This is a genomic window from Sphingomonas mollis, assembly GCF_016427505.1.
Classification (GTDB): Bacteria; Pseudomonadota; Alphaproteobacteria; order Sphingomonadales; family Sphingomonadaceae; genus Sphingomonas; species Sphingomonas mollis.
In genome coordinates this window covers 129221-149756 of sequence record NZ_JAELXS010000006.1, presented here as the reverse complement: position 1 = coordinate 149756, position 20536 = coordinate 129221, and the positions used below count along the sequence as shown (strand labels likewise).

General features: G+C 65.9%; 11 protein-coding genes. All 11 read left to right on the top strand.

Going from position 1 to position 20536, the window contains the following annotated elements; translation table 11 throughout:
* The first annotated feature begins 12 nt into the window (after positions 1 to 12).
* The 11 genes from JAO74_RS12045 to JAO74_RS11995 all read left to right on the top strand — a co-directional run bounded on the left by JAO74_RS12045 (position 13) and on the right by JAO74_RS11995 (position 20468).
* Positions 13 to 1935 (top strand): ATP-dependent nuclease, encoded by a 1923-nt coding sequence (locus JAO74_RS12045; protein WP_199038219.1) that lies wholly within the window; start codon positions 13 to 15, stop codon positions 1933 to 1935.
* The gene (locus JAO74_RS12040; protein WP_199038218.1) at positions 1936 to 3321 is read left to right on the top strand and encodes a UvrD-helicase domain-containing protein; all 1386 of its coding nucleotides are present in this window, start codon (positions 1936 to 1938) and stop codon (positions 3319 to 3321) included.
* 329 nt (positions 3322 to 3650) lie between these two features.
* The gene (locus JAO74_RS12035) at positions 3651 to 4859 is read left to right on the top strand and encodes a cysteine desulfurase family protein (protein ID WP_199038216.1); all 1209 of its coding nucleotides are present in this window, start codon (positions 3651 to 3653) and stop codon (positions 4857 to 4859) included.
* Complete coding sequence (locus tag JAO74_RS12030) at positions 4856 to 5758, top strand: DUF4007 family protein (RefSeq protein WP_199038214.1); 903 nt, start codon at positions 4856 to 4858, stop codon at positions 5756 to 5758. The genes JAO74_RS12035 and JAO74_RS12030 overlap by 4 nt, the downstream gene beginning before the upstream one ends.
* Positions 5755 to 8928, top strand: a complete 3174-nt coding sequence (locus JAO74_RS12025; RefSeq protein WP_199038212.1) for a hypothetical protein — start codon at positions 5755 to 5757, stop codon at positions 8926 to 8928. The genes JAO74_RS12030 and JAO74_RS12025 overlap by 4 nt, the downstream gene beginning before the upstream one ends.
* Positions 8925 to 9743 carry a phosphoadenosine phosphosulfate reductase domain-containing protein gene (locus tag JAO74_RS12020; protein WP_199038211.1) on the top strand — a complete coding sequence of 273 codons (819 nt, stop codon included), beginning with the start codon at positions 8925 to 8927 and terminating at the stop codon, positions 9741 to 9743. Before JAO74_RS12025 ends, JAO74_RS12020 begins: the two co-directional genes overlap by 4 nt.
* Complete coding sequence (locus JAO74_RS12015; RefSeq protein ID WP_199038209.1) at positions 9743 to 11542, top strand: hypothetical protein; 1800 nt, start codon at positions 9743 to 9745, stop codon at positions 11540 to 11542. The genes JAO74_RS12020 and JAO74_RS12015 overlap by 1 nt, the downstream gene beginning before the upstream one ends.
* Positions 11539 to 13113 carry a hypothetical protein gene (locus tag JAO74_RS12010; protein ID WP_199038207.1) on the top strand — a complete coding sequence of 525 codons (1575 nt, stop codon included), beginning with the start codon at positions 11539 to 11541 and terminating at the stop codon, positions 13111 to 13113. The genes JAO74_RS12015 and JAO74_RS12010 overlap by 4 nt, the downstream gene beginning before the upstream one ends.
* Positions 13114 to 18597 carry an FtsK/SpoIIIE domain-containing protein gene (locus tag JAO74_RS12005; protein ID WP_199038205.1) on the top strand — a complete coding sequence of 1828 codons (5484 nt, stop codon included), beginning with the start codon at positions 13114 to 13116 and terminating at the stop codon, positions 18595 to 18597.
* A gap of 3 nt (positions 18598 to 18600) precedes the next feature.
* On the top strand, positions 18601 to 19053 hold the full coding sequence (locus JAO74_RS12000; protein WP_199038203.1) for a class I SAM-dependent methyltransferase: 453 nt from the start codon (positions 18601 to 18603) through the stop codon (positions 19051 to 19053).
* The gene (locus JAO74_RS11995; RefSeq protein ID WP_199038201.1) at positions 19050 to 20468 is read left to right on the top strand and encodes a DNA phosphorothioation-associated putative methyltransferase; all 1419 of its coding nucleotides are present in this window, start codon (positions 19050 to 19052) and stop codon (positions 20466 to 20468) included. Before JAO74_RS12000 ends, JAO74_RS11995 begins: the two co-directional genes overlap by 4 nt.
* Positions 20469 to 20536: the final 68 nt, after the last annotated feature.

The window sequence follows — 20536 nt, the reverse complement described above, 5'->3', positions numbered from 1 at the left end:
TGGTGCTGACACTTGGCAAACAAAGAAGCCTTGTTCAGCAAGCTGACGACGTTCATCGATCCCTATTTCGGGATGATCTCAGACCAGACGGCTCAATTACCTCCCGGGGCCTTGTTCAAATCGTCTGTTGATACGGCCGGCAACCCACGGCAGAACCGAAGGAGAACAGTAGGGGGAGACGGCATGCCGCTGATTCGTCAGCTGAAGATCGAGCGGTTCAGGGGCATCCGACATCTCGAATGGTCACCAGGCAGCGGCATCAACGGCCTCATCGGACCGGGTGACTCCGGAAAGTCGTCGGTGCTGGACGCTATCGATCTCGTGCTCTCCGCCCGCCGCTCCGCGACGTTCACGGATGCGGACTTCCATGGCCTCGACACGGCTCGGGACATACTGATCGATGTGACGATCGGCGATCTACCTGCCTCCCTTCTTGACCTCGATAGGTACGGGTTCTTTCACCGGGGCTGGGACAGTGACATCGGCGTAACCGACGAGCCGGAAGCAGGCAGTGAGATCGTCGTCTCGATCCGGTTGACCATCGGCGCCGATCTTGATCCCAAATGGACGCTGTTCTCCGAACGCGCGGAGGCCGACGACTGCCTTCGCGACCTGCCTTTCGCCGAGCGGGTCAGGCTGGCACCGACCCGACTCGGCGCCTTCGCGGGCCATCATCTCGCATGGGGAGTCCGAAGCGTGCTCAACCGCATCGCCGAGGTGCGGCCGGCGGCGGGCGCGGCACTCGCCGATGCCGCCCGTCAGGCGCGGGCCGCGTTCGGCGATGCCGCCGCCGCGGAAGTCGCCGACACGATCGCCATGGTGCGCGATGTCGCCGGACAGGTGGGAGTCGCCGGCGCAGAAGAGGCCGAGGCCCTGCTGGATGCGCACGGGGTCAGCTTCGGCGCGGGCGCCATCGCATTGCACGATGGAGATGGCGTTCCGCTGCGTAACCTCGGCCTTGGCAGCTCGCGTCTTCTGGTCGCCGGCCTGCAGGCTCTCGCAGGCAATACGTCCCCGATCACGCTCGTCGACGAGCTGGAACATGGCCTTGAGCCTTTCCGAATTATCCGCTTGCTTCATCAGCTCGGCGCGAAGGACGCGGTCCCGCCTCGCCAGGTGTTCGTCACGACGCACTCGCCCGTCGTCGTGCGCGAGCTATCCGCGCAGCAGCTCTGGCGCGCCAGGCGTGATCCTGATGCACCTGATCTCTCGCTCATAAAGCTGGGCCGAAATCCGGCGGACCAGGGCACGCTCAGGACGTGCGCGGACGCCTTCCTGGCCCCGAGCGTGCTCGTCTGCGAGGGGGCGACCGAGGTCGGTCTGATCCGCGGTCTCGATCTCTACTGGACCGATCAGGGCGACCGTCCGATGGGCAGCTGCGGCGTCGCTACTGCCGACGGTACGGGCTCGAACATGCTGCAGCGGGCGCTTTCGTTCGCACAGGCAGGTTACCGTACGGGACTGTGGCATGACTCCGACAAAGAGCTTGACGCCGAAGAGCTGCGCGCCCTTGAGGAAGCCGGGGTAATGCGCTTCTTCTGGGACGAGCCCAACACCACCGAAATGCAGATCTTCGCATCTATCGCCGACGACGCCATTCGACCCCTCGTCGAACTGGCCCGCGAATGGAACGGAGAAGAGTCCGTCAACGGACAGATCCGCGCCCGCAAGGCGGATCTTGATCTCGCCTTCGATGATCCGCTTGGATACGACCTGGCGGAGCGCAGCGCTCTCGGCGCAGCTGCCACCAAGGGCAAATGGTTCAAGACGGTCAGCTATGCCGAGACGATCGGGCGCGACGTGCTGGGACCTCACCTCGCAGGCAGTGGCGGACGCCTGGTCCAGACAGTCGAGGAGCTGCGGGCATGGATCCTGAACGCTCCGGAAGACGGCGAGGAGGACGCGGGCGACGACGTCGAACCGGAATACCTCTAGATGAGCCTCTTCGATCTCCCACCCGGGGCGGTGGTCGCACCTGCCGGCTGCGGCAAGACACAGACCATCGTCGACGCGCTCGCCGGTCACGATGGTCTTCCCGTGCTGGTTCTCACCCATACCAACGCAGGCGTGACGGCGCTTCGGACTAGGCTCGCTCGGTCAGGCGTGCCGGCGGACCGCTATCGGCTAGCGACCATCGATGGGTGGGCGCTCAAGCTCATAACCCTGTATCCAGGCCTCGCCGGTCACCGGAACGTCGGGAGCGCGATCGACTATCCCGGCACCCAGGACGCAGCCGTTGCCGTTCTTGAAAGCGGGGTGCTCGCGCCCGTGCTCCGCGCAAACTATGGACGGCTCGTCGTCGACGAATACCAGGACTGCTCGGCAAGGCAGCATCGACTTGTTCGAGCCCTCGCTGCGGAGCTTCCCTGCCACGTCCTTGGCGATCCGTTGCAGTGCATCTTCGATTTCAACGGCGCACGTCCGGACTGGGACGGGGACGTCATCCCCGCGTTCCCGACCGTCCTTGAACTGGACGTCCCGCACCGGTGGGTGAACGCCGGCCAGCCCGAACTCGGGCAATGGATTCTCGATGTCCGGGCGGAACTCCTCCGGGGAGCGCAAATCGATCTCAGGACCGCTCCGCCTGCGGTCTGCTGGATACAGCTTCCCGACGATCAGGCAGACCGGCAGCGTGAGCGCGCGGCTGCCGTCGCGGCGGTGCGCGGGAGAGCCGGTGCCGGACTGCTCATTATCGGCGACGCCCGACCGGTGAAAAGCCGGATCGACTTCGCGCGAGCGACGACGGGCGTTCAGGTCATCGAACCCGTCGATATGTCAGACCTTATCACGGCGGCGGGAGAGATCGAGGCCGCAGCGGGAGTCGACAGGCTGAATGCCACCCTCCGCTTCGTCTCGCAGGTGATTGCGGGCGTGGCGAACCCATTGGCGCAGCGGATAAATGCCTTGCGGCGAGGACCACAAGATCCTCCTGCTTCCGACGTGGAGCGGACCTGCATCCGATTTTTCGCTGAGGACGGCCTCGCGCTGGTACGCGATATCCTCGAGGAACTTCGCGCGACTGCCGGTCTCCATGTGTACCGGCCACATATGCTTGCGGTCATGATCGCTGCCCTGTCGCGCGCCACGGCCCGCGGCATCGATCTGCGAACGGCGGCGATCGCGGAACGCGAGGTTCAACGCATCAAGGGACGGCCTCTTCCTGCTCGGGGTATCGGCAGCACGCTGCTGCTCAAGGGATTGGAAGGCGAACATGCGATCATTCTCGACGCAGATCCGATGACCGCGCAGCATCTATACGTGGCTATCAGTCGGGCATCGACTTCGCTGACGGTATTCTCGACCGACCCGCGAGTTCCCTGACACCCTCATCTGCTCTTCATTCCGCTCGGTGATCGTTCTGGATCACCTCGTGGGGGCATGGCTTTAGGGCGGATCCGCCGCGGGGTCGCCGCGGCACGGTCGAGCCCTCGCATTCGTCTCGTCGACGCCCTATCAAGCGGATTTGCCGCATAACTTGCGTCACCGTCATCGTTCGATTTATGTTCTATCAGACGGGACTATCAGGCATCCTATGCGGAGGCACCAGTTCGGGCGGCGACGCTGTCACATAATGGCGTTCAATAGCTTTGCCCGACTTCGGCATCCTTCCTATAACCGTCTGATGACCCTGAAAGGAAAGGAGGAAGTACATGGCACCGCTGGCAGAGACATCGTGTGATTCCACTTCACTCGCCTTCAGCGCCGACCATTCGGTCATCAATCTGGATGCCAATGCGAACGCAGCTCCCACGGCGATGGTTCTTTCGGCCGTCGTCGAGGCGATGACGAGCGGCGCCGGCAATCCGTCCAGCGGCCATCTCGCCGGCGATCTCGCACGTGCGATCGTCGAGCGAGCCCGTGATGCCGTAATTGGTCTGTTGGGCGGCGCCTACGAGGACGGTGTCGTGTTCACCTCGGGATGCACCGAGGCCAACAACACGGTTCTACGCGGGCTAGCCAGTCACCCGGCGCGAACCCTATTTGTCTCCGCTGTCGAGCACGCCTCCGTCCTGAAGGTCGCCCAGCGTCTCGAGGTTGAGGGCACCGAGGTGCGGGTCGTGCCAGTCGATGCCGGCGGTATCGTCGACCTCATCGAGCTCGAGGTGGGCCTGCAGGACAGTCGCGACAGGGGCTTGATCTCCATCCAAACGGCGAACAGCGAGACTGGGGTCATCCAGCCCATCGCTGCCATCGCCGACCTTGCCCGCCGGTACGGTGCGATCTTCCATGCCGACGCGGCCCAGTCGTTCGGCAAGATCCGGACCGTGCTCGGCCGCGGGCATGGGCCCGACGTGATCACCCTGTCGGGCCACAAGCTGCACGCCCCCGCCGGGACGGGCGCCATCGTGAACGGCGGCGCCGCGATTGAGTACGCTCCGCTGATCGTCGGCGGCGACCAGGAGCATGGCCGTCGTGCGGGCACCCAGAGCGTGCCGCTTCTGGCTGGTCTCGCCGCGGCCTGCAAGCAGAGGGCCAGCGCCCTCGACGCGGACGTCGCGACGATGTCGACGCTACGGGACAGGCTGGAGTCCAGCATCCGTACACTGTTGCCCTGGACAGTGGTGAACGGGGCTGGGGCACCGCGGCTGCCCAACGCCTCGAATATCCGGTTCGTCGGGGTCGACGGCATGGCGCTAGTGGCCAACCTCGATGCGGAGGGCATACTGGCGTCACAGGGATCCGCCTGCTCCAGTCGACGTCCGGAACCCTCCCACGTCCTCACCGCGATGGGCCTATCAGAAGCGGAGGCCTTCTCCAGCGTCCGCTTCTCCGTATCCCCGCTCAACACCCATCAAGAGATCGACCAAGCCGTGCAGATCATCGTCGCCGCAGCATCCCGCCTGAGGGGTGGCCTGTGAACCAGCCGTCCGTCCGCTTTCAGTATGGCGGCCACGTCACCTTCCCCGTCCGCTACGGCTGGCTTCCCAAGGGCCTTTCGCAGATGGTCCGCGAAGGCACCTTCGCGCCGTCAACCGACGTGGCGGACAGTCTCGGGCTCGGATCCAAGATGGTCGAATCCCTCGCGTTCTGGCTGTCCGCCATGGGGCTTTCGGACACCCCGGGCGACGACGCCAGACGGGCGGGCAGGACGGCGACTGGGATGGCGAGGCTGATCTCCGCGAACGACCCCTACTGCGAGCTTCCCGGCACGTGGTGGTTCCTGCACCTCGCGCTCGCTCGACGGGAGGGGACGGTCTGGGCCTGGTTCTTCAACGACTATTCCGAGCGGCTGTTCGACCGCATCGGCTGCACGGACGCCTTCCTGCAGCATACGAAGGCGAGGGCGCTCCGTCCCGCTAGCCAAGCGATGGCGACCAAGGATGTGGCATGCCTTCTCGGCGCCTACGCGTCGCGGCCCGGCGTCGACATCGTAGATCCGGACGACGTCGGAGCCTGTCCGCTGCGGGAACTCGGCCTCGTGATCAGGCATGAGGCGGTAGCGCGCTTCGAGCGCAGCCGTGCACCGGTCGGCGTGCCGCCCGAGGCGTTCCTCGCCTGCGTGTCGCTGCTGTCCGACGAGACCGAGAAGGACGCGCTGAGTCTGCGCGAACTTGCTACCCTCCGCCACGGCCCGGGCAGGATCCTGTGTGGCGGCCTCGACTTCGTCGAGGAAATGACCGGCCGTGTCGGCGGCAAGGCCTTTCGCGGGGTGACCGTCGACACGTCGGCGGGCGAGCGCCGGCTCGAGGTGCCGTCGCGCAGCGTGACGGACTGGCTCGGTGACTTCTACCGCCGCGTAGGGGGAGCCGCCTCGTGATCGACGCCGACTTCTTCCGCTCGCTCAATCTCGTCGAGGATCTCGCCCGCCCCGAGCGCTTCGCCCACTACCGGCCGACCCGCCGGGCGCTGCCCATCGTCGAGGCGGTCGTCACGCCCGGTGCCGCCACCATGGTGATCGCGCCGTACGGCAGCGGCAAGAGCCTCGCCGCGGGCGTCGGCGCGCTCCAGGTCAGGAACGACGCGCCCGGCCGTCCGGTGGTCGAGACGATCGCGGCACGCATCGGCGACCTCGACGCGAACCTGGCGGACGCCGTCGTCGAGCGTTCGCGATCGGCCTCGTGCGGCGCCGTCGTCGTCCTGTCCGGCTTGGTGGCCGAGCCGCTGGCGGAGATCGCGACCCAGCTCGGCATGAGCCATGCGCCGAAGTCTGTGGAGGGCTTCGGCAAGGCGATGCGCGAGGGCGGATGGGATCATGTCGCGATCGTCTGGGACGAGTTCGGACGCCATCTCGAAGGCCTCGTCGCCGAGGGGCGGTCCAGCGAGCTCGACCTGCTGCAGCGGCTGGCGGAGCGGGTGTCGCGTGCGTCCGCGCCGACGATGAGCCTGACGCTGCTACTTCACCAGAACCTGCTGGCGTACGCGACCAGACTGAATGAGACCTCGCGGACCGAGTGGCGCAAGGTGGAAGGCCGCTTCCGGTCCATTCGCATGGTCGAGGACAGTCAGGAGTTCTACCGCCTGGTCGGCTCGGTCGTGGAAGGCCTGCGGCCGGAGGATCTGCCCGTCGCTACGATCGCCGACGAGACGGTCGCGGCTGTAATCGCTGCGCGGTGGTTCGACGGCGTCGACGACATCGCGACCGCCCGCGAGATACTTGAGACTGCCCGTCCGCTCACGGCGGGCGCGCTCCAGGTTCTTCCTACCCTCGTCGCGCGGGTCGGCCAGAACGAGCGGAGCCTGTTCTCCTTCCTGCGCGAGATGGACCTGGCCGGGACCGTCGGCATCGAGGCCGTGTACGAGGCCTTCTCCGATGCGATGCGTACGGACGTGGGCATCGGCGGAACCTATCGCCGCTGGATAGAGACCGAGAGCGCCCGGTCCCGCGCCCGCGAGCCCATCCAGCGCGAGATCCTGGCGGCGGCGTGCCTTCTCCAGCTCGGTATTAGCGGCGAACGACGTCGGCTGCCGCGCGCCGTCCTCGAGCTCGCGGTCGGGGACCACACGATGCCCGCCGCACAGGTGTCGGCGGCTATCGACGACCTCGTGGCCGCGCGACTATTGCTGTGGCGACGGCACAACGACGATGTGGCCGTGTGGCACGGCGCCGACATCGACGTCGCGCATCGGGTACGGGAAGAACGCGAACGCCGTTCCGCCGACTTCGACATCCGCACCTTCCTCGAACAACGCTTTCCTGCACCGCATCTACGCGCGCCCGGTCACAATGCGGAATTCGGCGTCAACCGGTTCCTCGCCGGTCGGTACGTCTCGCCGGAAGAGCTGCGTCAGGGTCTGTCCGTCCCCACTGAGGCCGGCGCCATCGCCTATGTCCTCGCCGAGGACCGGAGGACGATCGAAGATGCGGTCGACCAGGCGAAGCGCCAGCGTCCAGGGCGCACCGTCGTCGTCGTGCCCGACCGGCCGCTCGAACTCGAAAGCGCGGCGCTCGAGCTCGTCGCCATCGAGGCCCTCCGTCAGGACGAGGAGTTCGTCGCCTCCGATCCGATGGTCGTGACGGAGATCGACGAGCTACAGTCGGTCGCCTTCGGTCAGCTGGCGGTCCTGCTCCGCGGCCTTCTCGATCCCCGCGGGCTGGGATCGACCTGGATCGCGGACGGCAAGGTGCTCGACGTCACCGAGGAAAAGCCGGGCACGATGGCGGCCTCGCGGCTGCTCGGCGGATGGTACAGCCAGACGCCCCGGATCGCCAACGAGCAGCTGATGCGGGCCACCGCATCTCGCACAATGCAGACGGCGCGGGTGCGCGTCGTGCAGGCCATCCTCGAGCGCGGAGACCGTGAACGTCTCGGCTACGAGGACGGCGACCGGAGCGCAGAGGGCTCGATATACCGCACCGTGATAGAGAACACGGGTCTGCGCCCGGCGGGAGCGACCCGGTTCGCAGACCCGATGGAGATCAAGGATCCGGGTCTGCGCGAGGTCTGGATGCAGATCATGGAGTTCTTCCGTGTGCCGACTAAGCCGGGCAGCTACCGGGGCATGTCGGAGCTGGTCGCGGATCTCGAGGACGTCACCACCGGGGTACCCCGCGCCGTCATGCCGATCCTCGTAGCGGCGGGATACAGTCACTTCGCCCGCTCCGTCGCCATATACCGCGACGGCACGTACGTCCCGGACATCATGGGATTCGGGTTCGACGCGATGGTCGCCTATCCCGAGGGCGTGACGATGCGCGTCGAGGAGCCCACCGACACGCTGCGCGAGTATCTCTCAGCCCTCTGCTACGTGCTGGTGCACGAGCGCCCCGCGCCGGACGTCGAGCTGATCCGGGCGGCGCAGGACGCGGTGCAGAAGTGGCTTGTCACCGTGTCGGACGGCACGCGCCGCTCGAAGCGGCTGACCGACACGGCACGTGCGCTGCTGCGCGTGACGACGGCACCCGCCGATCCCGTCGACATGCTGATCCGCGACATTCCGGCCGCCTTCGGCGCGAAGAAGATCGGGACGGACGTCATCGCCCGCGTCGAGCGGGCCAGGAACGAGATCGACCACCTGCGCGAGGCGTTCGCCGACGAGGCGGTCGTACTCCTCGAGGAGGGATTCCGCACCTCGGCGCAGCCCGGCGAACCGGTCCTGACGGTAAAGGCATGGGCGGACTGCTTCGACGCCGCATCTCTCGAACGCCGCGGCGATCTCAGGATCGTCGACCGCTCGGTGCTGCGGAAGGCGCTGGAGACGGCGGAGGGACGATTTTCGCCGAAGTCGCTGGCGAACGCGCTCAGCTCGATCCTGCTCCAGCGCAGCCTCGACAAGTGGGACGACCGGACGTCGCCGCAGTTTCGGGCGGCGCTGCGCGAGGCGCGGGCACGTATCGAGGCCGCAGCGCTCGACGTCGAGCGGCCGGCCATGGCGCTACGGCCCATCGTGGAAGCCAAGGTCCGCGAACTGAACGAACTTCTTGCCAGGATCGACGGCGGTGACGACAAGAGTTCGAAGGGCCGCGTGGCCGTCGGGAGCAGGAAATGAACGTCGCAAGAGTTGACGATGCCGTACGTGACAAGGAGGCGCGGCACATCGTGCCCGTTTCCGGGGGCAAGGACTCGTCGGCGCTCGCGGTCTACCTGAAGGAGCGCAATCCCGAAGTCCGGTTCGAGTACGTCTTCTCGGACACGGGGGTAGAGCTGCCCGAGACCTACGATTATCTCGACCGTCTCGAACACGTGCTGGACGGGAGGATCCATCGGGTATCGGCGATGGATCTGTTCGACATCGCCGAGAAGCCAGGCCGCACGGCATTCGACATCGCTCTCTACGAGCACTTCGCGGGATTCCTCCCCAGCCCGCGCGCGCGCTGGTGCACCCGCATCATGAAGATCGCGCCGTTCGAGCGCTTCGTCGGCACCGACCGGGCGTATTCGTACATCGGCATCCGCGCGGACGAGAATCGCTCGGGATATCTCGGTACCGGCACCGCCGGTGCGAAGCCCGTCGTAATCTCCGAACAGCCGAACATTACGCCGGTTTACCCGTATCGCGACGACGCGATTGATATCGCCGAGGTGAACCGGATCCTCGACAGCGCCGGTCTTGGCCTACCCGAATACTATGAATGGCGCAGCCGATCGGGCTGCTACTTCTGCTTCTACCAGCAAATCGGGGAATGGCAGGGCCTGAAGGAACGCCATCCCGAACTGTATCAGAAGGCCAAGGCGTACGAAGGGATGAAACGCGGCCGCAAGTACACCTGGGTCGACGGCCGGTCCCTCGACGACGTCGAGAGGATGCCGAGACGTGCCGTGTCGGCTAAGGCGGAGGACGGCTGCGCCGTGTGCCACCTGTGATGCTTGAGCTGAAGCAGAACCCGCTGGTCGACTTCCTGCGCTCCTACGGACCGCTGCCCTCGTCGAACGCGCAGTTCGACGAGCACGTGCAGCGCACAGCGAAGCGCAAGAACGTTCAGCCCATCACCGTAACCGCACCCCGAGTGGAAGAGGTGCTGGCGGCCTGGCAGTCGGCCTCTCCGCCCAGCATCGTCCTGACCGGAACCGCCGGAGACGGGAAGACCTATACCTGCCGCTCTGCCCTCGAGAAGGTCGGGGCGGACATGAGCGAGTGGGGTACCGCCAAGGTGCTCGATGTCATTCTGCCGACCGGTGGAACGGTCAGGGTCGTCAAGGATCTCGCCGAACTGGTCGACGACGAGAAGGCCGAGATCTACGAGGCCTTCGCGGCTTCCGTGTTCGGCACTTCCGATATTCCCCTGCTGATTGCATCCAATGACGGACAGCTCGTCGCCTTTGTACGGCAGTTCGCCCACCTGCACCCGCAGGGTGAGCAGCTGGACGAGGCCGTCCGGACCATGCTCGTCCGGGAACGGCCAGAGTTTCCGGGCTTGGCGCTCCGCCTGTTCAATCTCAGCAGGCAGCCTCACGACATGCTGTTCGACGAGGTCGTCAGAGCAATCGTCGAGCATCAGGACTGGGAGCGGTGCTCGGGCTGTACCCTGTACGAGAACTCGACCTGTCCTATCCGGCGGAACCTTGCAGTCCTGGCCGACCCGGCGGATCCCGGTCTGCGGGTTCGTCTGGGCAGGCTGATACGCTTGGCAGCGCTGAACGACACGCATCTGCCCGTCCGCCAGCTGCTATTGCTGTGTTCCAACATTCTGCTGGGGGATAGCGGCGCAGCGGGCCTCATTCGATGCACCGACGCGCATCACCTCGCCCCCGCTGGCGACACGTCGCGGCGCGTGAACCCATTCCGCAATCTTCTCGGTCTAAACTTCGACGCCGCTACCCGTCAGCAGTTCAGGGCATTCACCGTATTCGATAGCTTCGGACTCGGACGTGAAACACTCAACGCGTTCGACGAGCTGATGATCGAGATGGAACCCGCCGAGGCCTTCGTCCAGTTCATGGCGGCCGACGGACATCACGGCGACGTGCTGCTTGCGACGCACCGGACCCGATATCGTGCGGCGCCGGCGGAAGTGGACATGGGCGTGCTGCACGATGCGCTGGCAGACCAACGCAGGCGGCTGTTCTTCGTGCTGCCGGAAGGAGACGAACGCCTGAACCCCTGGCTCCTGACGATCTTCACGGGCGGCGGCGACTATCTGCGGTTCGCGGACGGTCTCGCCGGCGGTGCCGATACGGGACGCACTCGGCGCCACCTGATCACCGGCCTCAACAGGGTATACACCGGGCTTATGGCCGACGACGACGACAAGCTCTGGCTGACCGGACCTGCGGGCTATACGCAGAGCCGGCAAGGCAGGGTCCTCGACACGGCGGCGCCGATCAGGCTTGGGGCTTCGCCGCAGGAGCGGCTCAGCGTCGACTTCGATGCCAGGGGGACGAATGCACGTCCCCGCATGGTGATACGGCGCGATGGCGACGAACTCACCGCAATCGACCTCACGCCCCTCCTGTTCGAGTACCTCGTGCGGATTCGGAACGGCAGTCTCCCCTCCAGCTTCTCCCGCCAGTGCTTCGAAGAGCTGCGGCAGTTCCGTCTCCGCTCCGTAGCCCGGCTGGCTAAGGAGGGTCTGCTCCCGCCGGAACCCACCGAGGTCACCCTGGTACGTCTTCCTTCGAACGGTAGGCTGGCGCTTGCCCCGCTACCTCTCGGTGTCGCATGACCGATCTTGCTCATTTCAAGGTCGAGGGTGCACTCGACGTCCCCGAAACGGCTCAGCGTGACTCGTGGGGCGTAAACATCGAGCAGATGATCTGGGGGCATCGCCTCATCAACGATCAGTCACCTTGGCTTCTCCTGCTCGAGACGATCGCCATCATGGCTGCGCGGGCCAGCGACAAAAACAAGGGAAGCATATTCCTGCCATTGTCCGGCAAGCACGAGAAGTTCTCGTACGACGTGCCGATGCGTGCGGACCTGCGCAGTCTCCTCTTCCAGGATCACGTCCTCGACAGGATCGCCGCCGACGGCGACACACTGTCTGACGAGGCCAAGTGGGAGAAGTGGCGCGGCAAACGTAGCCCAGCGGAGGTCGCTCATCTTCGCGAGCGCTTCGACAAGTTCTCGTCCTTCCACGACGCGGTCGATCTGCTGCGAGCCGCGGTGGTCGAACCGGAGCGCGGCCGCCGCGCCACCTCGCGGCACCTGATACCAGGCGGAACCGACATGCTGACTGCCGACTACGGCATCAGCAAGAAGACGGGCAAGGTCACCAGCGATCGCAAGTTCTTCGCGCGTGGCGGCGAGATCGTCTTCCTGATGCTCAACCGCAGCAGCCTTGCGGAGCGCGTAGAGGAACTGGTCAGGCGGAGGCTGCTCGTCGACACGGGCCGATGGAACCGGGTTGCGAAGCTGCTTCAGAAGCCGAGCGAGCCGACCGAGGAGGTGGACGCTATCCAGTACAGGGTGGGCTATCTCCCGCTCCCGCACCACTTCGTCTACGATCGACTCGCCGAGGACTGGGTGGCCATCCTGAGCCTCGAGCAGCTGCCGGACGATCAGCTCGCCGAACCTCTGATGCGCGTCACCGGCCTCCACGTGGCGCGCTATATCGTCGAGCGCTCCGCCGAGGTGCTCGGCCGGCGCCAGGATCAGCCGATGCCTGTCGACATGGCCATGACCAGCGCGGGCGGCCTGCGACGGGTGTCCCGAGAACGCTTCCAGCTGCACCGGGAGCTCTCACGGCTGGCGATCTCGAAGACCGTCGACGATTTCGCGGCCAGCGGTCCATGGCAGCAGGCCGGGGCGGCAGGCGATCCGACGGCTAGGCGGAAGCAGCTGCTGTCGGAGGTACTGTCGTTCAAGGTCGACCAGAAGACGACCGATCCCACACGCATGATCGAGGAGCTTCGCGAGGAGGCCCTCGCCAAGCACGCAAACCACCTTGGGCAGATGCTCGGGGTCCAGGCGGAGCGGATCGGGCTCGCCGTGAGCAGGGTCGGACAAGGACGATGGTACGCCGCGAACAACGGCTTCCTGGAAGCGCTCGTCCTTGCCAACGTGACGGCGCCTGTCGAACTGGAGCGCTACCTCGAGACGATCTGGGCGCGCTACCGACTGGTCATCGGACCTGCCATCGGCCAGCGCGAACTCGGCACCGACGCCCCGTTCGAACAGCTCCGCGCCAACCAGCGGGTCTTCGAGGAACGCCTACGCATGCTCGGCTTCCTCGAGCGCCTTTCCGACGACTGCGCCTTCGTGCGCAATCCCTACCATCAGGCCGACGGCAAGTAGATGACCACGCAGACCGCACACGTCCCCACCACCGCCAACGAGGGCCCGGCCGATGGGAGTCAGTCGTCCCCTCCAACGAACCACGAGACGCGTGACGACGCGATTCTCGTCGCACAGGTGGCGGCGCAGCGCGTGCGGCGGGCGCTGCTCGCCAGTCCCGACGAACCGGTCCTGTTCGCGGTATTCGACTTCGACAAGGACCAGATCCGCCGGATCCTCGAGGCGATCCACGCGCTGGAACCTGCAGCCCGTATCGCCATCCATCCCGATCTGGTGAGCGGAGCTGTCCGGAAGGAGTGGATCTCGGACGAGCCGCTTACCCACTGGCGTAACGTCGAGCGGACGGACGCCGACCGCGCGGTCGTCTCGGCGGTCGGCAACGACGCGCTCAACCGCCTAGGCGAGACGGCGGCCACCATCTACCGCATCTCTCCCGACCACCTGAAGGCGGACGTGGACGCTTGGTTCGATGCGAGCCTGCACCTGCGATCGCTGGAACCGCGACATCAGGACTATCTCCACCGCGCCATCAGGGGGCTGCTGCGCACCGACATCCCGACGGGCGTCGGGACGTTCGCGCAGTTCATGCTCGAACTCGACGACGGGGTGGACAAGCAGGCATCCCATAAGGCGCTCAACCGGGCGCTGACGGTGCTGCGGATGCCACCCGAGGCTCCGACCTTCGCGCCACCAGGCGACCGCGGACGACTCACTTCTCCGGAATCCTGGGCGACACAGCTGAGCGAACTCTACAATCGCGTGTCAGACGTCGCCTATCTCAGGAACGACAAGGGATCGCCCCTCGAACGCCCGGTTCTGCAGTCGCGGCTGGACAAGCTGATACAGGAAGGCGAGATCCAGCCTGAGGACGCGGCGAAGTTCCAGGCGCTTCTGGATGACGGCGACATCGAGCCCGGAGTCTGGACCGAAAGCCAGGAAGGTTTCGTCACTCTGAAATGGTCGACGATCCAGAAGGTGATCAAGACCCGCAAGACGACCAAGGAGGCGCGACTGGGCCAGGCGACGATGGACTACGTCGATCGCGAAGCCGCCGGGTCGCTGAGCGCAGTCGACCGCGACATCCTGGAGCGCCTGGACGAGAGCCGCCCTGCCGACGCCGCGGAGACGGCGCTGTACGGCCGCCACCGCACGCGGCTGGAGAAGGACCGAAAGCTCGCAAGACGTTGGGAGCAGTTTATCTTTCGCGAGGTCCGCGCCCACGCGGATTTGGAGGTCGGGCTGCTGCGCTCGACATACGAACTCCTGTCGACGGCCGCCGTGGACATGGCGGACAGGATAGTCCTGTTCCGCCTCGACAAGGCGAACGAACTCGACTTCTGGCGTCAGCACGTCCTGGAGGCGTCGGTCACGCTTCGCGACCGCTATCGGGGGCTCGACGACGCGACGCCGGACTTCGTGAGGATCGACTGCGGCATCTGCTGGACGCGCGACTGGGCAGGCGAGATCGACGCGGTCAGCGATCATCAGGGCAAGGACGCCGAGTTCCGGTTCGAGGTCTACCTGCTCGGCAAGGGCGACTTCCTGCCGGACGGCGCCGTCGACCCGACGAAGCTGGACCATGCGATCAAAACGCAGATGATCTGGACCCCAACCGTGCGCGGTCTCGGGGTCAACTTCCCCGACCACCTCCGCGCGGCGGCACCGCCGGATACCGGAAAGGTGCAGCTGCTCTGCGGTCGGTTCTCGCGGACCGCCAAGGACACCGTGTCGGGCCCCGCCTCGCTGAAGCTCGCCGTCCGAGAGACCATCGGCGACATCAACGCGACCGACGGCGGGCAGCTGTTTGATCCCAACGATCCGACGTCCGACATGGGAGCGCACTTCGCCAGCGGACTTGCGGACCTATCAGCTAAGAACATCGTTTCGCCATCCGGTCGCTCAGCCATCGAGGCGGCGTACGCCGCATTCGCCGAAAGCTACGGCGAAGCCCTCAAGGCCTTCTTAGAAGGCAAGGGCGCGATGGCCGACGCAGTGATCGAGCAAGCTCGGCGATTTGGACAGCTTCTGCACGCGCTGCGCACGCACGCATACAGGGACGCATGCAAGCGCGTACTCTGGACTCCCGTGATGACGATCGGAATAGCGCTTTCACGCAACTCTCCGGGCGCAATCGTTACGCCGCTGTCTCCCTTCCGCCTCGCCGAGATCGGCCTTCGCGCGCGTATGCTGAAGGACAGCCTCGATACCGTGGCGTCTGGTCTCGACGACAAGGGCCTGCGTTCCTTCGTCCTGCGGGCCGAGGCTGACCTGCAGCGCAGCTGGTTCAGCGACTTCGCGGTGCTGCAGACTGGCGAGAACGTCTTCGTGTCGATGACGGAGAACCAGTTCCTCGCCGACTATTCGTACGTCGAACCCGCTGCGGCCCCAGGAACGACAGGCGAGGAGCAGGGCGCACACACGAAGCAGGCGGCGGACAACCTGATGAAGGTGCTGTCCGAGCATCTCGATCTTCACCCTCACAACGCAGCCAACTTCTCGGTCGTGCTCTACAATTCCGAGAGTCGCGACCTTCCCTCGGCTGTCGCGGAGCGGCTCGCGCGCCGGGTGGACGAGGACACGCGGCTGCGTTGCGATCTCATCATCGCCAGCGACGACCGCAAGAGACTTCGCCAGCTGTACGCCGAGCAGAACGTTTCAATCGGACGTGAGCTAGACTCGAGCGGCGGCGCCGACCTCACCAAGGAGTTCCTGTCGAACCTGCGTGTCGGCATCGGCGACGTCGAGCAGCTCGCCACGTCGGAGCACGACAACAAACCCCTCGACATCGCCTTCCTGCAGGATGTGTTCGCTCGGAATGCGGGAACCCACTGGCGACGCTGCGCCACCCGCGCCGCATGGCCCGACGTCGATCTGTCGACCCGTGCGGCACCGTCCCGTCGCCTCGTGCACGGCGCAGGGGAGAACCGGACACGCATGCTTCTGGCATCGCCAACCCGCCCCGAATGCGTCCAGCGCTATCTCGACCTGGCGATGGAGATGGCATCGAGGGAGACGGACGATCCCGGTCGAAGCGATCACTGGGAGCCCGTGCGGGAGATCTCGTTCGATCACGACGAGAACGCCAAGATCATTCGCCGCGCACATGATATCGCCGACTGGGTCGTTACCTTCGACACGATCGCGGACCGCAGGCTGTTCCGGCAGAACGGCATCAGCGTCATCCGCTCGGTGCCCATCGAGGAGGTGCGTCACAACCTCGTCGTGTCGACTTGCGCGCACAGGCGGTCGCTGTCCAAGCGGCTTGCCGAGATGCTCGCGGACGTCACGGCTCGCGTGCCGCACGACGAGATCGATCTCGCTAGGACGCTCATCGACCGCGCGGCGGACCTGTCGGGCCAGATCGTGCTACGGGCGGCCAACCGGGACACGGCGGCGCTTGAACTGATCGGCCTCAGCCTCAGCGAACAGCTGATCCGGAGCTCGGTCGGTGCGCACGGGCAGATGCTCGCCTGGTTCTTCCTCGACGACTTCAAGACGCGCTTTGGGCATCTGCTGAGCGATCCAGTCGCGGACCTGCTTCTGGTCAGCGCGCGCGAGGTCGAAGGCAGGCATGTAGTGACGCTCACTGTCGTGGAATCCAAGTACGTCAGCGCCGACGGCCTGATCGCAGCCCGGAGCAAGTCGCGTCAGCAGACAGAGTCATCCATGAACCGACTGCGTGCCCGCTATGGCAGCGGGGCGGACCGACTCAATGCGGCTGCTCACGCCGCGCAGCTCGCCGACCTGCTCGTCGAGCACGGCAGCTTCGAAGAACGCGAGGACGGCGACAGGCTGCTCGAACGGATCGCGCAGATACGTGCGCTCGACGTCGAGATCGAGGTGACAGGGGCATCCCTCATCTTCGTGCACGACGAGGACGGCCCCATCGACCCTCCGGTCATGGACGACGGGCTTCTGCAGGCGATCTACAACCGTTCGGCCATCGCTTCGCTTCTGGAGGACGTACGCGGCGGCGGCGACTCGCCTCCGCTGCCGGGTCCCCCGTCGCCGCAGGGTCCACCCCCCGCCCCGGACGGTGACGAAGGCGGCGATCGGACGCCTGACGTTCCGCCGCCACCCACCTCTCCGTCCACGGCGGCCGGAAGCTCAACCGCCGATGACGAACAGGGTCCGGTCGAAGTAGGCGACGGCATGGGCCTGTCGACGCTGGCAGCCGCGCCGCCGCCGGGGGCAGGCTTGCCGTCTTCGGACATCCTGCCGGAGAACTTCCTACCCTACTCCGATGACGCAGCGGACGGCGAACCCGCATCGCTGCCGGTAGGCGATGTCGTTCCGAACGGAGATTTCCGCAGCGGCGTAGCGACAATGCTTGCGGAGCGCCCGGTACCCCCGGCGGAGATTGCAGGTCAGGAATGGCTGCAGGCGACGGAAAGAAGACTGAAGACGGCGCTGAAGGGGTATGGGCTCACGACCGAGGTGGTCGGGGCGCGTCTGACGCCGAACTCCGCCCTGATCCGCTTTCGCGGTAGCGACGAAATGACCACCGATCTCGTGCAGAAACGCACTTCGACGCTGCTCACCTCGCATGGTCTCGAAATCGTCGCGGTGCGGCCTGCCAAGGGCGAGGTGGTGGTCATGGTCGCGCGCGACGATCGCATCACTCTTCCGACCCTCGACGTCTGGAAGCGGCGGACACTCCCCGCAACGGCGCCGTTCCGGAACACCAGCTTCGTACTGGGCGAGCGGGAGGATACGGGCGAGATCCTGTACCTGAATCTTGGCGGCCCCTTTGCGGGGCAGCCACAGCACGGACCGCACACGCTGATCGCGGGCGAGACGGGCGGCGGCAAGGGCGTCTTCACCGCCAATCTCCTCCTCGATATCTGCTCGACGAACTCGCCGACTGCGGCGCGCATCCGACTGGTCGATCCCAAGGCCGGCATCGACTACGGCTGGATCGAACAGGTGCCGCATCTCGACGGACCGATCATCGTGACCGCGGAAGAGGCAATCATCGCCCTCAGGGATCTCGTGGGAGAGATGGAGCGGCGGTACGCCGAGGTTCTGGCCCCATCCAGATCGCCCAACCTCGACGCATACAATGCCAAGGTCGACGAGCAGCACAGGCTGCCGCGCATCTATTTCTTCCATGACGAACTCGCCGACTGGATGGCGGACAAGGCGGACGGACAGTATCGCGACGCCGTCTCCGAATACGTGGTGCGTCTCAGCGGCAAGGCCCGTGCGGCCGGAATCCACCTGTTCCTGATCACCCAGCGACCTGACAAGGATGCTCTTCCCGGTCTGATCAAGGCGAACATGAACAACAAGATCGCCCTGAAGGTGTCGAACAGGGTGAACTCGCAGATCATCCTCGACGAGGGAGGAGCCGAAGGTCTGCTTGGTCACGGCCACATGATCGCTCGCCTGGCCAATCAGCCTGGCGGCCTGATTTACGCGCAGGCGCCGTACCTCGACCCCGAGGAGGCGTCCGCCGTGGCCCTCGGGACGACGAAGGCCTGACCGTTGGGAATCGGCAAGTCGGTGCGCGGAGCTGTCTACGTGCACAGGTCGGCCCTGCACCTTCTCGACGGTGGCAAACAGGACGCAGTCAGCCGGGCCCAGACCCTGCATGACGGCGGCTGGAACGTGGCCCGCATCGAGGCCCGCCGCATCGGCCTGCTTCTCTACCGCGACTTTGATCGCGATCCCTTCCCGGCGCTGGCCCATTCCTGGGTTCTTGCCGAGGGTTCCGAAGTGCCAGCCGAGATCGACTATTCGCGCCGGATTAACCCGCCAATACTCCACAGGAAGGAACTGCTAGTCGCCGACGACTACCCGCTGCGCGCCGAGTGGGCGAAGCTCACGTCGAGCCTGGTGGCCGCGTCGGCGTTCGTGGATGCGCATCGCATCGGGACACGGCGGCAATGGGCATCGCGACTGGACAGTCTCGGCCTCCACGTGGAGGACTGGCCATGACACCGCGCGGGATCGACGACGGGCTGGTCGTGGCCCGTCATCGCACCGCCATGGTTCGCCATCATCTCTCCCAGCCCATGTCCCTGCTCGTGCGGACGGGCGTCGTCCGGCCTGGCGTCAGCGTCTTCGACTATGGTTGCGGTCAGGGCGACGACCTTCGCGGTCTGATCGCCGCGGGCGTCGAGGCATCGGGATGGGATCCCCACTTCGCGCCTGACGCCGTGATCGCGCCAGCGGAAATCGTCAACTTGGGCTTCGTCCTGAACGTCATAGAGGACGAGCGCGAACGATCGACGGCGCTGGAACGCGCCTGGACGCTCGCGGGTCGCGCCCTCGTCGTCTCGGTCATGATTGCCGGCGCGGTTCCGGTCGATGGCCTGAAGCCCTTCCGCGATGGCTATCTCACGTCCCGGGGTACGTTCCAGAAATATTACCAGCAGGACGAGCTGCGAAAGATCGTCGCGCATGCGACGGGCAGCGAGCCGGTAGCGCTTGCACCCGGCATCTTCGTCGCCTTCCGCAGACCCGAGGACGAGCAGGAGTTCCTGCTGGAGCGTCGGAGGGGCCGGCGCGCCTCGACGGCGGCCTACGCAAGCGCGCGGCCGCGCGCTTCGCAGTCGACCGCACCCGTCCATGAACGAATCCAGGGCCCGCTCGAGGCGATCGCCGCATTCGCGCTGGATCGCGGACGCATGCCCCACGCCGACGAGCTTCCGTCGGAAGTTCACGACCGCCTCGCGCAAGAGAGGGTGGGTCTGTCCCGCGCGGTAGCCACCGCGACGGACGTGATCGACGAGGATGCCTTCCATTCCGCCGCTGCGAGCCGTCGCGAGGACCTGCTCGTCCATCAGGCGCTGAACGTGCTCAACCGCACGCGTTCGGCAAGCCGACCGGGCGCATCGATCGTGCGCGACATCCGTCACCACTTCGGCAGCCAGCAGCAATTCGCCGAGCAGGCGCTCGAATACCTGCACGCGCTGGCGGACCCGTCGCGGACGGCCGAGGCGATGGTCAGGTCAGCCGGGAAAGGGCTGGGCGCTCTTGACGAGGATGGCCGTCTGGTGATCGACGGGGACAGGGTGGAGCAGCTCGAAGGCGTGCTGCGCTGCTATTACGGATGCGCCGCCTTCTTCGTCGGCGAACTCGGGCAGGAGTATATCGCAAGGCTCGATCCGGTGCGCAGACAGGTCTCGCTCTTCCGTGTCGAGGACCGGCGAAGCCCGTTCCCCATCATGACCGGTTCGGTGACGATCGACCTGAAGCGACAGAACGTGATCATGCGGGATGACCGCAGGGTGCTGGCTCGGAAGGCGGACGTCTACGGTCTGTCCGCTCGATCGCGTCAGCGTGATGAGGAGCGCAAGCGCCGAGCCGCCGAGGGCTGGGCCGACGAGAGGGTGCTGATCAGGCTCTGACCATTCTCACCAACCCTACGGACCGGCGAGCACGTGCGTCTTCGAGCGATAGACAGTCCGTCCGAAAA

Excerpts from the sequence above, each read along its gene's own strand:
- JAO74_RS12040 (WP_199038218.1), top strand. The coding sequence starts at position 1,936 with ATGAGCCTCTTCGATCTCCCACCCGGGGCGGTGGTCGCACCTGCCGGC.
- JAO74_RS12035 (WP_199038216.1), top strand. The coding sequence starts at position 3,651 with ATGGCACCGCTGGCAGAGACATCGTGTGATTCCACTTCACTCGCCTTC.
- JAO74_RS12020 (WP_199038211.1), top strand. The coding sequence starts at position 8,925 with ATGAACGTCGCAAGAGTTGACGATGCCGTACGTGACAAGGAGGCGCGG.
- JAO74_RS12015 (WP_199038209.1), top strand. The coding sequence starts at position 9,743 with ATGCTTGAGCTGAAGCAGAACCCGCTGGTCGACTTCCTGCGCTCCTAC.
- JAO74_RS12010 (WP_199038207.1), top strand. The coding sequence starts at position 11,539 with ATGACCGATCTTGCTCATTTCAAGGTCGAGGGTGCACTCGACGTCCCC.
- JAO74_RS12005 (WP_199038205.1), top strand. The coding sequence starts at position 13,114 with ATGACCACGCAGACCGCACACGTCCCCACCACCGCCAACGAGGGCCCG.
- JAO74_RS11995 (WP_199038201.1), top strand. The coding sequence starts at position 19,050 with ATGACACCGCGCGGGATCGACGACGGGCTGGTCGTGGCCCGTCATCGC.